General features: G+C 73.7%; 13 protein-coding genes and 2 pseudogenes. 8 read left to right on the top strand and 7 right to left on the bottom strand.

The annotated features are described in order from the left end of the window. Positions 1-34: 34 nt before the first annotated feature. The 3 genes from ACWEQO_RS02540 (at position 35) to ACWEQO_RS02530 (ending at position 3613) form a co-directional block, all read left to right on the top strand. Positions 35-1399 carry a multidrug effflux MFS transporter gene (locus ACWEQO_RS02540; RefSeq protein ID WP_452978056.1) on the top strand — a complete coding sequence of 455 codons (1365 nt, stop codon included), beginning with the start codon at positions 35-37 and terminating at the stop codon, positions 1397-1399. Beyond that, positions 1351-2529: a serine hydrolase domain-containing protein gene (locus ACWEQO_RS02535; protein WP_452978053.1), complete on the top strand. Its 1179-nt coding sequence runs from the start codon at positions 1351-1353 to the stop codon at positions 2527-2529. Before ACWEQO_RS02540 ends, ACWEQO_RS02535 begins: the two co-directional genes overlap by 49 nt. 109 nt (positions 2530-2638) lie before the next feature. Then, entirely contained in the window at positions 2639-3613 is a 975-nt protein-coding gene (locus tag ACWEQO_RS02530) for a small ribosomal subunit Rsm22 family protein (protein ID WP_452978460.1), read from the top strand. Positions 3614-3622: 9 nt separating this feature from the next. Here ACWEQO_RS02530 and ACWEQO_RS02525 read toward each other — a convergent pair whose 3' ends face one another. Next, a complete protein-coding gene (locus ACWEQO_RS02525; protein ID WP_361448430.1) occupies positions 3623-3868 on the bottom strand; it encodes a DUF6243 family protein in 246 nt (81 codons plus the stop codon). Positions 3869-3988: 120 nt separating this feature from the next. Between ACWEQO_RS02525 and ACWEQO_RS02520 the strand changes: the two genes are divergently transcribed. Beyond that, positions 3989-4624 (top strand): TetR/AcrR family transcriptional regulator, encoded by a 636-nt coding sequence (locus ACWEQO_RS02520; RefSeq protein WP_452978050.1) that lies wholly within the window; start codon positions 3989-3991, stop codon positions 4622-4624. A gap of 195 nt (positions 4625-4819) precedes the next feature. Beyond that, complete coding sequence (locus ACWEQO_RS02515; protein WP_452978048.1) at positions 4820-5557, top strand: bifunctional DNA primase/polymerase; 738 nt, start codon at positions 4820-4822, stop codon at positions 5555-5557. A 29-nt stretch (positions 5558-5586) separates the two neighbouring features. On the opposite strand, the gene ACWEQO_RS02510 is transcribed toward ACWEQO_RS02515, so the two are convergent. The 5 genes and pseudogenes from ACWEQO_RS02510 to ACWEQO_RS02490 all read right to left on the bottom strand — a co-directional run bounded on the left by ACWEQO_RS02510 (position 5587) and on the right by ACWEQO_RS02490 (position 9769). Next, positions 5587-6612, bottom strand: coding sequence for a hypothetical protein (locus ACWEQO_RS02510; protein WP_452978045.1), 1026 nt, complete (start codon positions 6610-6612; stop codon positions 5587-5589). Next, positions 6578-6706: pseudogene (locus ACWEQO_RS02505) on the bottom strand (iron transporter); the annotation flags it as partial. The gene ACWEQO_RS02510 and the pseudogene ACWEQO_RS02505, both read right to left, overlap by 35 nt. Positions 6707-6759: 53 nt before the next feature. Then, on the bottom strand, positions 6760-7581 hold the full coding sequence (locus ACWEQO_RS02500; RefSeq protein ID WP_452978043.1) for a heme ABC transporter ATP-binding protein: 822 nt from the start codon (positions 7579-7581) through the stop codon (positions 6760-6762). Beyond that, entirely contained in the window at positions 7578-8705 is a 1128-nt protein-coding gene (locus ACWEQO_RS02495; protein ID WP_452978040.1) for a FecCD family ABC transporter permease, read from the bottom strand. The genes ACWEQO_RS02500 and ACWEQO_RS02495 overlap by 4 nt, the downstream gene beginning before the upstream one ends. Then, the gene (locus ACWEQO_RS02490; protein WP_452978457.1) at positions 8702-9769 is read right to left on the bottom strand and encodes a heme/hemin ABC transporter substrate-binding protein; all 1068 of its coding nucleotides are present in this window, start codon (positions 9767-9769) and stop codon (positions 8702-8704) included. The genes ACWEQO_RS02495 and ACWEQO_RS02490 overlap by 4 nt, the downstream gene beginning before the upstream one ends. Positions 9770-9879: 110 nt before the next feature. Here ACWEQO_RS02490 and ACWEQO_RS02485 point away from each other — a divergent pair, with 110 nt between their 5' ends. The 3 genes from ACWEQO_RS02485 to ACWEQO_RS02475 all read left to right on the top strand — a co-directional run bounded on the left by ACWEQO_RS02485 (position 9880) and on the right by ACWEQO_RS02475 (position 13789). After that, on the top strand, positions 9880-11340 hold the full coding sequence (locus ACWEQO_RS02485) for an HtaA domain-containing protein (RefSeq protein WP_452978037.1): 1461 nt from the start codon (positions 9880-9882) through the stop codon (positions 11338-11340). Positions 11341-11468: 128 nt separating this feature from the next. Further along, the gene (locus tag ACWEQO_RS02480) at positions 11469-13055 is read left to right on the top strand and encodes an HtaA domain-containing protein (RefSeq protein WP_452978034.1); all 1587 of its coding nucleotides are present in this window, start codon (positions 11469-11471) and stop codon (positions 13053-13055) included. Positions 13056-13144: 89 nt separating this feature from the next. Next, complete coding sequence (locus ACWEQO_RS02475) at positions 13145-13789, top strand: PhzF family phenazine biosynthesis protein (RefSeq protein ID WP_452978031.1); 645 nt, start codon at positions 13145-13147, stop codon at positions 13787-13789. Positions 13790-13797: 8 nt separating this feature from the next. On the opposite strand, the pseudogene ACWEQO_RS02470 reads toward ACWEQO_RS02475, so the two are convergent. After that, a pseudogene (locus ACWEQO_RS02470) lies at positions 13798-14274 on the bottom strand (MFS transporter); the annotation flags it as partial. Positions 14275-14344 lie beyond the last annotated feature (70 nt).

Genomic DNA, 14344 nt, shown 5'->3' with positions numbered 1-14344 from the left:
TAGGGAGCCGATGAGGCGGAAAGGGAGGGGTCACATGCCCGAGGGCGGGGCGTCCATATCGAATCCGACGGCGAACTCGACGGCGAGAACGGACTCAACGGAAGAATCGGCGACGAGCCCGGCGGCGGACCCGGCGGCGCGTCCGACCGCGAGCGCGGCGCCGCCGCTCCGCGCGACCGCCGGCCGCACCGGCCTGCTGGTGACCTTCCTCCTGGGCGGTCTGACCGCCACGCCCCCGCTGGCGACGGACATGTACCTCCCCGCCCTTCCGGAGGTCACCCGGTCCCTGCAGGCGTCCCCCGCCACCGTCCAGCTCACGCTCACCACCTGTCTGGCCGGCATGGCGCTCGGGCAGCTGGTGGTCGGCCCGATGAGCGACCGCTGGGGACGCCGCCGCCCGCTGCTCGTCGGCCTCGCGGTCTACGTCGTCGCCACCGTGCTGTGCGCGCTCGCGCCGACCGTCGGACTCCTCGTCGTCCTCCGGCTGCTGCAGGGTCTCGCGGGCGCGGCCGCCATCGTCATCGCGCGGGCGGTGGTCCGCGACCTGTACGACGGCGTGGCCATGGCCCGCTTCTTCTCGAACCTCATGCTCATCTCCGGTCTGGCGCCGATCATGGCGCCGCTCATCGGAGGGCAGGTCCTGCGGGTGACGGACTGGCGGGGCGTGTTCGTCGTCCTCGCCGTCCTCGGGGTGCTGCTGGCGGCCCTGGTCTGGGTGAAGCTGCCGGAGACGCTGGCCCCCGCCGACCGCCACGGCGGCGGCTTCGGCGCGGCCCTCGGCTCGATGCGCCGGCTGCTCGCCGACCGGGTCTTCACCGGCTACATGCTCACCGGGGGATTCGCCTTCGCCTCCCTCTTCGCCTACGTCGCGGCCTCCCCGTTCGTCGTCCAGGAGATCTACGGGGCCTCCCCGCAGACGTTCAGCCTGCTGTTCGGGCTCAACTCGATCGGCCTGATGATCATGGGGCAGATCAACGGCAAGGTGCTGGTCGGCCGGGTCCGGCTGGACCGGGTGCTCGGTTTCGGGCTCTGCGTCGTGGTCGTCGCCGCGGTCGCGCTGCTGCTGATGTCGCTGGGTGTGTTCGGCGAGGTCGGGCTGGTGCCGGTGGCCGCCGCGCTGTTCGTGCTGATGTCCGCGATGGGCATCACCATGCCCAACACCCAGACCCTCGCCCTGGTGCGCACCCGGCAGGCCGCCGGTGCCGCCTCGGCCCTGCTCGGCACGGCGTCCTTCCTCGTCGGCGCGATCGCCTCCCCGCTGGTCGGGATCGCCGGGGAGGACACCGCCGTCCCGATGGCCGTCGTCCAGCTGACCGCCGCCCTGGTGGCGCTGGCCTGCTTCACGGGCCTGTGCCGCCCCTGGAAGAGGCGGGCGAGTACGGAGGGGGAGGGCTTCTGAGCGCCCAGAGACTGCGCCACGGCACCCCCGAACGGGCCGGGCTCGACCCCCGCGAACTCCGGGCCCTGGTCCGCGAGGTGCACGCCGGCACCACCGGGGAACGCCCCTGGGCGGCGGGCGCCGTGGTGGCCGTCGGCCGCGGCCCGGTGCTCGCCGTGCAGGAGGCGGCGGGCTGGGCCGTGCGCTACGCGGCGTACGACGAACACACGGACACCGCGGTGGAACTGCCCCCGGACGACCGGGTGCCGATGACCGTGGACACCCCCTTCGACCTGGCCTCCCTGACCAAACTGTTCACCTCGGTGGCCGCCGTGCAGCAGATCGAGCGGGGCACCCTGGGCATCGACGCCCGGGTGGGCGCGTACCTGCCGGACTTCCCCGCGGCCGTCCGGCACGGCATCACCGTCCGGCAGCTGCTCACCCACACCTCCGGACTGCGCCCCGAACTCCCCCTGTACGACTGCGCCGACGACGCGGAACGGCTCGCCCTGCTGCGCGCCGAGCAACCGGTCGCGGCGCCCGGCGCGTACCGCTACTCCGACCTGAACATGCTGCTGCTCCAGCACCTCCTGGAACGCCTCACCGGCCGCACCCTCGACACGCTCGTCCACGACGGCATCACCCGGCCGCTCGGCATGACCGCCACGGACTTCGGCCCGTGTCCGGGCGCGGCGGCCACCGAGGACCAGCGGCGACCGTGGGCCAAGGCGGACCGGGGGATGCTGCGCGGCGAGGTGCACGACGAGAACGCCTGGGCGCTCGGCGGGGTCGCGGGCCACGCCGGCCTCTTCTCCACCGGCCGCGACCTGGCGGTCTTCTGCCGCGCCCTGCTGGCGGGCGGCGCCCACGGCCCCGCCCGCATCCTCGGCCCCGACTTCGTGGACCTGCTCCTCGCACCGCCGGGCCTGGGTTTCGCCGTGGACCAGCCGTGGTTCATGGGGGAGCTCGCGGGCCGCGGAGCGGCCGGCCACACCGGTTTCACGGGCACGTCCCTGGTCCTCGACCGTGCCACCGACACCTACCTCGTCCTGCTCGCCAACACGGTCCACCCCCGCCGCCCCGCGGCCCCGGCCAACGGCCCCCGCGCCCGTGCGGCCACGCGGGTGGCCCGCGCGGTCCGGGGGAGGTGAACCCGGCCGCCAGCCCGCGCCATAGAATTTCCAGGTGAACGACCCCGCTCCCGCCCCCGCCTCCTCTGCTTCTCCCGTCTCCTCCGGCTCACCCGCCTCTCCCGCCGACGTGCTGCGCGGCGCGCTCGCCGGGCTGCTCGACGGGCTCCCGCCGCGGCGGGCCGCGCAGGCCGTCGAGCGGCTGATCGCCACCTACCGGGGCGCCACCCCGACCGGGGCGCCCATCCTGCGGGACCGCGCGGACGTCGCCGCCTACGCCGCGTACCGCATGCCGGCCACCTTCGAGGCCGTACGGTCGGCGCTGGCGGCGTTCGCGGACGCCGTGCCCGGGTGGACGCCCGGCGACCACGTCGACGTCGGCGGCGGGACCGGCGCCGCCGCCTGGGCGGTGAGCGCCACCTGGGACGGGGAGCGGCCGGTGACCGTCCTCGACTGGGCCGAACCCGCACTCGCCCTCGGCCGGGAACTCGCCGCCGCGCACCCCGCGCTCAGGGACACCCGTTGGCACCGCTCCCGGATCGGCCCGGAACTCACCCTCGACCGCACCGACCTCGTCACCGTCTCCTACGTCCTCAACGAACTCACCGCCGCCGACCGCGCCGCCCTCGTCGACGCCGCCGCCGGCGCCGCGCAGAGCGTCGTGATCGTCGAACCCGGCACCCCCGACGGCTACACCCGCGTCATCGAGGCCCGCGACCGGCTGGTGTCGGCCGGCTTCCGGATCGCCGCCCCCTGCCCGCACGGCCTCGCCTGCCCCATCGTCCCCGGCACGGACTGGTGCCACTTCGCGGCCCGGGTCAGCCGTTCCTCACTGCACCGCCAGGTCAAGGGCGGTTCCCTGCCCTACGAGGACGAGAAGTTCAGCTACGTCGCCGCCACCCGCCTGCCCGCCGCCCCTCCCGCCGCCCGCGTCGTCCGCAAGCCGCAGATCCGCAAGGGCCAGGTCCTCCTCGACCTCTGCGAGAGGGACCCGGCCCTGAACCGCGCCACCGTGACCAAGCGCCACGGCGACCTGTACCGGGCGGCGAGGGACACCTCCTGGGGCGACCCCTGGCCGCCGGCGGCCGACGACAACGGGGACTGACGAGGGGAGTCAGGGCCGGCTTTCCCGCCCGGAGCCCCCTCCCTCCCGGTCCTCCTGCTGTGCCTGTTGTTCCTGTTGCTTCCGCTGTTCCTTCCGCTGCTCCTGGAACTTGCGCAGCAGCTCGCGCTTCTGGGCCCGGGGATCGAGGCCGCCCCCGACGCGGCCGTCGCGTCCCCCGCCGCGCAGGGCCTTGCGGCCGAGGTGCTTCCGGGTGCCGCCGACGCCCAGCATGTTTCCGGCTCCGCCTCGGGACATGGTGATCTCCTTCCGGTGAGCGCCCTCCGCGGACGCACGTGACGAGACGTATCGTCTCGATTCGGCCTCCCTCACTGTCAGGCGAGACGCGCCGTCTTGTCAACCTGATAAATTCGACCCATGGCCACGAACAGCCCCGCACTCCCCGACTCCACCCGCCGCAGTGAGCGCTCCCGCCGTGCCATCTACGACGCGGCCCTCGCCCTGGTCGTGGAGATCGGCTACCCGAAGACCACCATCGAGGGCATCGCCGCCCGCGCCGGCGTCGGCAAGCAGACGATCTACCGGTGGTGGCCGTCGAAGGCGGACGTCCTGCTGGAGGCGTTCCTCGACCTGGGCGAGCAGGCGGCCCGTGCCGCCGGGCAGGGGCCGGGGAGCGGCGAGAAGTACGGGATCCCGGACACCGGGGACCTCGCCGCCGACCTCAAACTCGTCCTGCGGGCCACGGTCGACGAACTGCGCGACCCGGCGTTCGAGGCGCCGTCCCGCGCGCTGGCCGCCGAGGGCGTCGTCAACGAGGAGCTCGGCCGGAGGTTCGTCGCCAAACTGCTGGAACCGTCGCTCCTGCTGTACGTCGACCGGCTGCGCTCCGCGCAGGAGGCCGGAGAGGTCCGTCCCGACGTCGACCCGCGCATCGCCCTGGAGCTCTTCGTCTCCCCGCTCGCCCAGCGCTGGCTGCAGTACACGGGGCCGATCAGCCACGAGTACACCGACACCCTCGTCGACTACGCCCTGAACGGCCTCGCCCCTCGCTGACCGGGGGCGCCCGCGCTGTCCGCCCGGTCACACCGGCGCACCCCCGGGGTGTACCTTTCGCCCCTCGGGGCGCCTCTCGTCCGGTCCGTGCACCGCTTGTCCCAGGTGCGCCTATTGTGGGCCCCGGCCCCCGATGCGCACGACGGTGGGACCATAGGGCATGCTGAGGAGCACGAGGGCGAGGCGAGGAGTTAGATGAGCGCGGAGTTCGGCGGCAGGACCGGCAAGCAGGGCAAACTCTCCCGGTGGCTGCGCGGCCGCCGCCCGGAGCCGGCCGCCGACGGAGGCGGCCGTGAGGAACTGCTGCTCGCCGCCGCCGACGCGGGACTGCCGCTCGCGCCCGCCGCCCACCCCGCCGCCGGATACCGATGTTCGTGCGACCGCGTCGGCTGTCCCACCCCCGCCCGGCACCCGGTGTCGTTCGCCTGGCAGACGCAGTCCACCACCGACCGCGCCCAGATCGAGCGCTGGGCCCGCCACCAGCCGCAGGCCAACTTCATCACCGCGACCGGCATGGTGCACGACGTACTCGACGTGCCCCTGAACGCCGGTCGCGAGGCGTTGGAAGGCCTGCTGGCGGCAGGGGTCGAGGTCGGGCCCGTCGCGGAGAGCGACGACGGCCGCATACTGTTCTTCACCCTCACCCGGGGCACCCCCGAGGACGAGGACGAGTGGTGGCCGTGCGAGCTGGACTGCCACCCCGAGACCATGGACGAGCACCCCGGCCTGCGCTGGCACTGCCGGGGCTCCTACGTCCTGGTACCGCCCGCGCGGCTGCCCGGTGACGACGGCCGCTCGGTGCACTGGGTACGCGGTCCGGAGCATCCGCTGCCCGACCCGCTGAGCCTGCTGGAGTACCTCACCGACGCCTGTGCCCGCCACGCGGTCGAGCACCCCGACCAGGCGACCACGGCCTGGCCCCTGCGCCGTTAGGTTCCCCCGCCCGGAGCGTGCCGACGGCCCTACTCGCCCTTCGCCGAGGTCAACCCCTGGATCCGGCCCAGGATCTCCACCTCGCCGTCGCCCGGGTCCAGCGCCACCTCGTTGGAGACGAACTCCATCGTCAGAGCCTGCCGGATCTCCCCCGTGGTCAGCGCCAGCACGTCCTTGTTCGGGGTCGGCACCGTCGCCCCGTCCGCGGCGGTCTGCTTCTCGAAGTGGCGCGTGGTGAAGAACACCAGCGCCCCGCCGCCCTCGGTGCGCAGCGCCAGGGGCGCGTAGTCGCCGTTCGTCAGCGGTTCGTCGATGTACTGCGTGGCCAGCCCCGGCCGCTCCGACTGCTTGGTGCGCAGCGCCCGCCACGCGCTGGTGTGCGGGCCCTCGGCGAAGGAGGCGCCGCCGCCCTTCCCGTCCGCGCCGCCTGCGCCGTCCCCGCCGTCCTTCAGGTACGTCGCGTAGGTCGCGCTCAACTCGCCGGGCGGCACGGTGAGATCGGTGGCGTTGGCGGGGACGGCCTCGGCCCAGCCGTCCTTGTCCAGCGGGAACCCGGGTATGTCGTCCGGGGCCACCAGCGTCAGGTAAGCCGCCTGCCAGGTCTCCTCGAGACCGCTGCGGGTGAACACCAGCAGCCAGCGCACGTCGCCGCCCTTGTTGCCCGCCGCGTCCGCGAGGAACCAGCGGGGCCAGCCGGCCTTCTTGGGGATGGTGAACTTCGCGTCCGTCAGCTTCAGCGGCGAGTGCCCGGGGTTGCCGTCCGGGTTGTTGGCCTTCCCGGCCGTCAGCCGCGCCTTGTCGATGTCGCCGAGCGCGCCGGTGGTGTACTCGGCGTCCAGGGAACTGTCGTACGCCTCATCGGCCTTGTTGTAGGCGGCCGTGAACTCCTGGAGCGCCAGCGCGGCTTCGGCCCGGGTGGTGGCCGGAAGCACCTCGCGCTCGCCGTGCACCACCACACAGCCGCTCGCCGTCAACGACAGAGCGGTCACCGAAGCCGCGAGCAGCGCGCCCCGGTCGAACCCGCGGAGCCTTCGAAGGCCGAGATCCCTGCTCATCCGCTTCCTTCACCTTCCCCGTCCCGGAGGCGAACCCTACCGGGACGGGGGACAGCGCGAACATGCGGACGGGACACAGCGGCCACACCGTGACCGGGCCGGAGCGAAGGCGGGAGCGGGAAGCGGCCGGGCCGGGTCCCGCCGACGTCAGCCGTCCCTGGTGGGGAGGACCAGGACCGCGCCCGTGCGGGGGTGCGGAAGGACCTCGACGGGCTGGTCGTACACCTCGGACAGCAGCCGCTCGGAGAAGACCTCCCGCGGCGGCCCGTCGGCCGCCACCTCGCCGGAGCGCAGGACCGCCACCCGGTGCGCGTAGGCCGCCGCGAGTCCCAGATCGTGCAGGACGACGACCACCGCGTCACCGGCGAGCGCCCGTGCACGGCACAGCCGCAGCACCAGCTCCTGGTGCCGGAGGTCGAGGGCGGCGGTCGGCTCGTCGAGCAGCAGCAGCGACGTGCGCTGGGCGAGCACCCGGGCGAGGGCGACCCGGGCCCGCTCGCCGCCGCTGAGTGCGGAGAACGGGCGCGCGGCGAAACCGGCCACCTCGGTGGCGGCCATCGCCTCGGCCGCGGCCGCGTCGTCCTCCTCGGGGCGGACCGCGGCCCAGGGCGCACGGCCCATGCGGACCACCTCCTCCACCGTGAACGGGAAGGAGAGCGACGCGGACTGGGGCAACACCGCCCGACGCAGCGCGAGTTCGGGCGCGGACCAGTCCGACGCCGGGCGCCCGTGGATCCGTACCGCCCCCGCGGTGGGCGGGAGATCGGCGGCCAGGGCGCTCAACAGGGTGGACTTTCCCGCCCCGTTGGGCCCGACCAGGGCCAGCACCTCACCGGCCCGGACGGTGACGTCCACCCCCGCGAGCACCTCGCGGGCGCCGAGCCGGACGGACAGCCCCTCCGCCCGGGCGAGCACCTCGCCGGCTTCGGGAGCGGGCGGCGGGACGGGACGGTTGCGCAGCCGGATCATGCCCAGCCTCCTTGCCTGCGGCGGGTGCGGCGGAGCAGCCAGAAGAAGAACGGGCTGCCGATCAGCGCCGTGAGGACGCCGAGGGGGAGTTCGGCCGGCTCGGCGACCGTACGGGCCGTCAGGTCCGCGGCGAGCAGCACCAGCGCCCCGAGCAGCGCACTGCCCGGCAGGAGGAACCGGTGCCCCGGACCGGCCGCCATCCGCAGCAGATGCGGGACGACCAGACCGACGAACCCGATGATCCCGGAGACGCTGACGGCCGCCGCGGTCAGCAGCGCGATGACCAGCACCAGCACGATCCGCAGCCGCTCCACGTCCACCCCCAGATGCCGGGCCGGCCGCTCGCCGAGCGCCAGCAGGTCCAGCCGGCGGGCGTACAGCGGGGCCACGGCCAGCCCGAGCGCCGCGCAGGGCAGGACGGCGAGCACCTTCGGCCAGGTCGCCTGGGACAGCGAACCCAGTTGCCAGAAGGTGATCTGGTTGACGGCCGCGGTGTCGGCGAAGAAGAGGAACAGTCCGATCAGCGCGCCCGCGAAGGCGTTCACGGCGATACCGGTGAGGATCAGCGTCACCACCTCGGTACGGCCGCCCGAGCGGGACATCGCGTACACGAGCAGGACGGTGACCAGGCCGGCGGCGAACGCCAGGACCGGCACCGTCCAGTTGCCGGCGAAGTTCAGCCCGAGCGCGATCGCCCCGACCGCGCCGACCGCCGCGCCGGAGGAGACGCCGATGACGCCCGGTTCGGCGAGCGGATTGCCGAACACGCCCTGCATCAGGGCGCCTGCGCAGCCCAGCGAGGCGCCGACGAGCAGTGCGAGCACGATCCGCGGGAACCGTACGTTCCACAGCACCGACTCGGCGACCCGGTCCCACCGCGTGCCACCGGCCCCGAGCCGGTGCTGGACCGAGGCCAGGACGTCGCCGACGGGCACGTGGTAGGCGCCGGTCGCGGCGGCCACGGGGATCAGGACCAGCAGACCGGCGAGGAGACCGGCGGTCAACAGCCAGGCGGTGGTGCGACGTTGCCGGGGCTTCGCGGGGACCGCAGTGGTCGGGGGCGCGGAAGCCGACTCCGGCTCCTGTCCCGGTTCCGGTCGTGCGGGCTTCTCCAGAAGCGTCACGCGCCACCGCCCGAGTCCGAGTCCGTGTCCGTGCCTGAGTCCGTGCCGTACAGCTGCTCGACGACCGAGGTGAGCACCTGGTCGGTGCGGGGACCGTAGGTGAGGAGCACCCCGTCCTCGACGGAGACGATGCGCCGGTCCATCCCGGCCGGGGTCTGTGCCACGCCGGGGATCTCGACCAGTCCGTCCACGCCGCCGACGGACTCGAGTCCCTTCGCCATGACGAGGATCGCGTCGGGCGCCGCCTTCACGAGCGCTTCACTGGTGATGGCGGTGAAGTCCTTCTCCAGACCGGACTCGGCACCGGCGTCGACCGCGCCGGCGGCCTCGATCAGCGAGGTCGCTCCCGAGCCCCTGCCGCCGATGAGGTACACGGAGGCCGAACCGCGCAGGTAGAGGAAGGCGACCCGGGGCCGGGGGCCCTCGTTCGGGACCGAGTCGCCGACGGCGTCGATCCGCTGCTCGGAACGGGTGGTCAGTTCCCTGCCCGCGTCCGGTACGCCGAGCGCGTCGGCGACGGCCCGGATGCGCGGGCCCACGTCGTCGAGGCCGGCCGCCGGAGCGACGACCAGGACCCGGATGCCGGCGGCGCGGATCTGGTCCATCGCCTCGGCCGGTCCGCTCGTGGCCTCGGCGATCACCAGGTCGGGGCGGAGCGACAGCACGCTCTCCGCGGAGACGTCGTGTCCCCTGGTGACGACGGGGAGTTCGGAGGCTTCTTCGAAGGTGGCGGTGACGTCGCGGGCGACGACCCGGTCCCCGAGGCCGAGGGTGAACACGATCTCGCCGAGACTCCCGGAGAGCGGCACGAGCCGGTCGGCCCGTTCGACGGTCACCTTCCGGCCGTCGGCGGAGCGGACGGTGGCCGGGAGTTCGGGGCGCGGGGTGTCGGCGAGGGGCTCCAGGCGGTCGGAGACCGGGGAGGTGTTCCGGGAGCCCTGCGAGGGGCCGTCCGCCCCGTCCGCCGTCGTTGCGGAGCCCGTGCCGGAAGGGCCTGCGCAGGAGGCCGTGGTGAGGGTGAGGGCGAGCACGGACAGCAGCGCTCCTGCCAGTCCGGTGCGCAAGGGTCGCACGGTTCCGTCCGTTCCTTTCGTCCACTGCGGATGTCGTTCGCGATGTAGTTTAGGTTAGCCTTGCCTAACTTTCTACTGGTCGTCGCCCCGGAGGAACCGTCATGTCCACCCGCCTGCGTGCCCTCGTGACCGCGTTGTGCGCGGCCGTCCTGGGGTCTCTCCTCCCGGCCGCCACCGCGCACGCCGAGAGCCGCACCGTCCAGGGCGGACGGCTCGACTGGGGCATCAAGTCGTCCTTCCAGAGCTACGTCACCGGGCCCGTCGCGCAGGGGAGTTTCTCCCTCACCGGCGGCGCGGCCACCGTCGGCGGCAGCGGCTTCCGCTTCCACTCGGCGACGGGCGCCCACGACGGGGAGACGGGAAGCTTCCGTGCCTCCTTCTCCGGCGGAGTGCGCTTCCTCGGACACGCCACCGAATCCGGCGGCCACCAGCTCGACCTCACCATCAGCTCGCCCACCGTGAGCGTCACCGGCTCCTCCGGCACGCTCTACGTGGACGTCGTGAGCAAGGCGAGGGGCACCGGGGCGGTCACGACGTCCCGTCAGGTGCCCTTCGCCTCCCTCTCCCTGGGCGGCGTCGACCTGCGCGGCGGCGGCACCTCCGTCGTCCTCGACAACCTGCCCGCCACCCTCACCTCCCAAGGCGCCCGGTCCTTCGCCGGCTACTACACCGCCGGCACCGCACTGGACCCGGTCAGCCTCTCGGCGGACATCCGGCAGGCGGCGCCCGAGCCGTCGGGCACACCGGAGCCGAAGTCGCCCGGGCCGAAGACGACGGAGGAGGCGAAGAAGAAGCCGGCCGCGAAGGACGGGACCGAGCTCGCCGACGGCGCCGTCGACTGGGGCGTGCGCCGCACCTTCCGCGAGTACGTCACCGGCGACATCGCCAAGGGCGAGTGGACCCTGTCCTCGGGCGCCCTGGACGGCGGCGCCCTCTTCCGGTTCCCCGGCGGCGAGGGCACGTTCGAGGACGGCGACCTGACCGCCGCCTTCGAGGGCACGCTCCGCTTCACCGGCGAGCAGGGTCTCGACCTGCGGCTGAGCGCCGTACGCGTCACCGTCGAGGACGACGAGGGCACCCTGTACGCCGATGTGAGGAGCCCGGACCACAGCGGGAAGAAGGTGCCGCTGGTCACCTTCACCGCGAAGGACCTCAAGACGAAGGACGGCCTGGCCCTCCTGACCGAGGCACCCGCGAAGCTCACGGCGGACGGCGCCGAGGCGTTCGGCGGGATGTACCCCGAGGGCACCGCGATGGACCCCGTCTCCCTGGCCCTCGCCCTCACCGACGACGCCGGACTCCCCGCCCTCCCCGACCTCGGCAGCACCCCGACACCGGAGGCCGCACCGTCCGAGACCGCGGCCGACCCGTCCGCCGAGCCCGTCGCGAGCACAGCGAAGGACGACGGCGGCCTCCCCACCCTCTTCCTCGCCCTGGCGGCCGGACTCCTGGCGGCGCTCGCCGCGGTGGCCGCGTTCCTCGTCCGCAGGCGCCGCGCACGACCGGCCGCGGACACCACCCCGCAGGAGCCCGCGCAGGGCACCTCGCAGAACACCCCGTAGCAGAACACCCCGTGAGGAGGCCCGCGCGAGGCACCTCGCGGGACGTCCCACGAGGCCCCCTCGCGGAACAACCCCACAGGGCACCCCGCAGGACCACCCCCGAACCCACACCAAGGAGAAGCCCGACCATGTCCGCAAGACGAAGCCGCTCCACCGCCACCGTCATCGCCGCCGCCGTGGCCACGGCCGCCGCCCTCGGCGCCACCGCCCTCACCGGAGCGACCTCCGCCGCGGCAGCCGAAATCCCCCTCACCGGATACGAGTTGACCTGGGGCATCAAGCAGTCGTACCGCACCTACGTCGCCACCTTCGCGAAGGGCGCCTTCACCCCCGCGGACGGCGCGACCCAGGCCGACGGCAACGGCGTCTTCACCTTCGTCAACGGCACCGGCAGCTACGACTCCACCTCGCACCGGATGCGGATCGGCTTCGAGGGCACCCTGGCGATCCAGTCCGAGGCGCACGGTTTCGCCCTCACCCTCTCCGACGTCAAGTTCGACAGCACGGCCGCCGAGATCACCGCCGACGTGACCCGGAACGGCAGGATCGAGGACGACGTACCGCTCGCGACCGTCACCGTCACCCGGGCGATGACGGACATGGCGACCGAGCTGACCGCGGAGGCCGGCGAAGTCTTCGGCAGCGCGAGCTACGCGGGCGCGGCCGGCGACCCGCTGACGGTCGTCCAGAAGACCAGGCCGACCCCCACGGACCCCGAGCCCACCGAGCCGGAGCCCGGCACCGACCCCGACCCCGAACCCGAACCCACGGACGAGCCCACCTCGCCGGAGCCGACGGGCGAGCCGACCGCACCGGAGCCCACGGACGAGCCGTCGTCCCCGTCGCAGTCCCCGTCCCCGTCCCCGTCGAAGTCGTCCCCCTCCTCGTCCCCGTCCCCCTCGGCGTCCGCCCCCTCCGACGGCGACACCCCCGCGCCCGCCCGGGGTGAGATAGCCGACGGCATCCTCGGCTGGGGCGTGAAGGAGTCCTTCCGCACGTACGTGGTCGGCCCGGTCGCCAAGGGCAAGGTCACCGCGTCCGGCGGTGCGTCCCAGGCATCCGGCAACGGCGCCTTCACCTTCACCGACGCCTCCGGCACCTATGACACGGACGCGGGCATCCTGAAGGCCGCCTTCAAGGGCGCGGTGAACTTCAAGGGCCACGAGGAGAACGGCGCGTACGGCCTCGACCTCACCCTCACCGACCTGAAGGCGACCCTCGACGGAGGCTCCGGCACCCTGTCCGCCGACGTCACCAAGCTCGGCGAGCGCTCGCAGGACGTGGTCCTGGCCGACCTGAAGGCCAAGACGTCCGGCCTGACCACGAAGAACGACGTCATCACCCTCAACGACGTCGCCGCGACCCTCACCGAGGCCGGCGCGAAGGCCTTCGGCGACTTCTACACCGCCGGCACCGCCCTCGACCCCGTCGACCTGTCGGTCGCCCTGAGCGACGACGCCGGCCTCCCGGGCGGCACGGGCGGCAGCGGTACCGGCGGCAGCGGCGGCGGCACGGGCGGGGCCGGCACGACCGGCGGCACCGGCGGCGTCATCGGCTCCACGACCGGCTCCGCCACGGGTGGCCTGAACGGCGCCCTGGCCAGCACCGGTTCGGACATCCCGGTCGCGGCCGTCGGCGGCGCGGCGGCAGCGGCGGTCGCCGCGGGCGCGGCCGTGGTCTTCGCCCTCCGCAGGCGCAGCTCGACGACCGAGTAGCCGACGGGGAGCAGCCCTCGACCGGTTCTCCCGGGTCGAGGGCTGCTCGACCTCGCGAGGCCGCGGACGCGCGATGCTTGAATGCCCCCGTGACTGACTACGACGTGGTGCGCGTCTTCTGCGGCCCCCAGGGCGGGTACGGCAACGAACTCGGCGTCGTCCGCGACGGCTCCGTGATGCCCGAGCGGAGCGACCGGCAGGAGTTCGCCGCGAAACTCGGCTTCAGCGAGACCGTGTTCGTCGACGACCCCGAGCGCGGGGCGATCGACATCTACACCCCGACCCTGCGCCTGCCCTTCGCCGGCCACCCGTGCGTCGGCACGGCCTGGCTGCTCGACGTACCCGAACTCGTCACCCCGGCGGGGGTGGTGGGCGCCCGGCAGGACGGGGAGTTCTGCTGGATCGAGGCGCGCGCGGAGTGGGTGCCGCCGCGCACCCTGCGCCGCTACGCCACCGCCGCCGAGGTCGACGACCTGGCGGTGCCCCCGAAGGGAGAGTGGATCTACGCCTGGGCCTGGGAGGACGAGGCGGCGGGCCGCGTCCGCGCCCGCGCCTTCCCCGGCCGGGACGACGGCGTGGACGAGGACGAGGCGACCGGCGCCGCCGCCCTCCTGCTCACCGACCGGCTGGGCCGCGCCCTGAACATCACTCAGGGCGCGGGCTCCCAGATCCTGACCGCACCGCAGCCGCACGGCTGGACCGAGGTCGGCGGCCGGGTGCTCCTGGAGCGCTGAGCCTGGGCTCAGCCCATCTCCTCCAGCGTCCTGCCCTTGGTCTCCGGCACCCACGTGAGGACGAACGGGACCGCCGGCGCGGCGAAGACCGCGTAGATCACGTACGACCCGGACAGGTTCCACTCCGACATGCTCGGGAACGTCGCGGTGACCAGCCAGTTGGCGATCCACTGCGCGCAGGCGGCGACGCCGAGCGCGGCCGCGCGGATGCGGCTGGGGAACATCTCGCCGAGCAGCACCCAGACCGCCACGCCCAGCGACATGGCGAAGAAGAGGACGAAGGTGTGGGCGGCGACCAGCGCGACGGCGGCCTGCGTGTCGGGCAGCGAGATGCTGTCGCCCGTTCCGGTCTTGTGGGAGAACGCCCAGGCGACGGCCGCGAGGGAGACCGCCATACCGGCGGAACCGATCGAGGCCAGCGGCTTGCGGCCGATCCGGTCGATGAGCACCATCGCGATCACCGTTCCCACGATGTTGATGACCGAGCCACCGTCCGGGAAGGACCGATCTACGGAGGCCCGGGCGCCGCCCTGTCCGTGTCATGTGGAGTCACAC

Source organism: Streptomyces sp. NPDC004051 (assembly GCF_053604275.1).
This window is presented reverse-complemented; position numbering and strand designations above follow the sequence as displayed.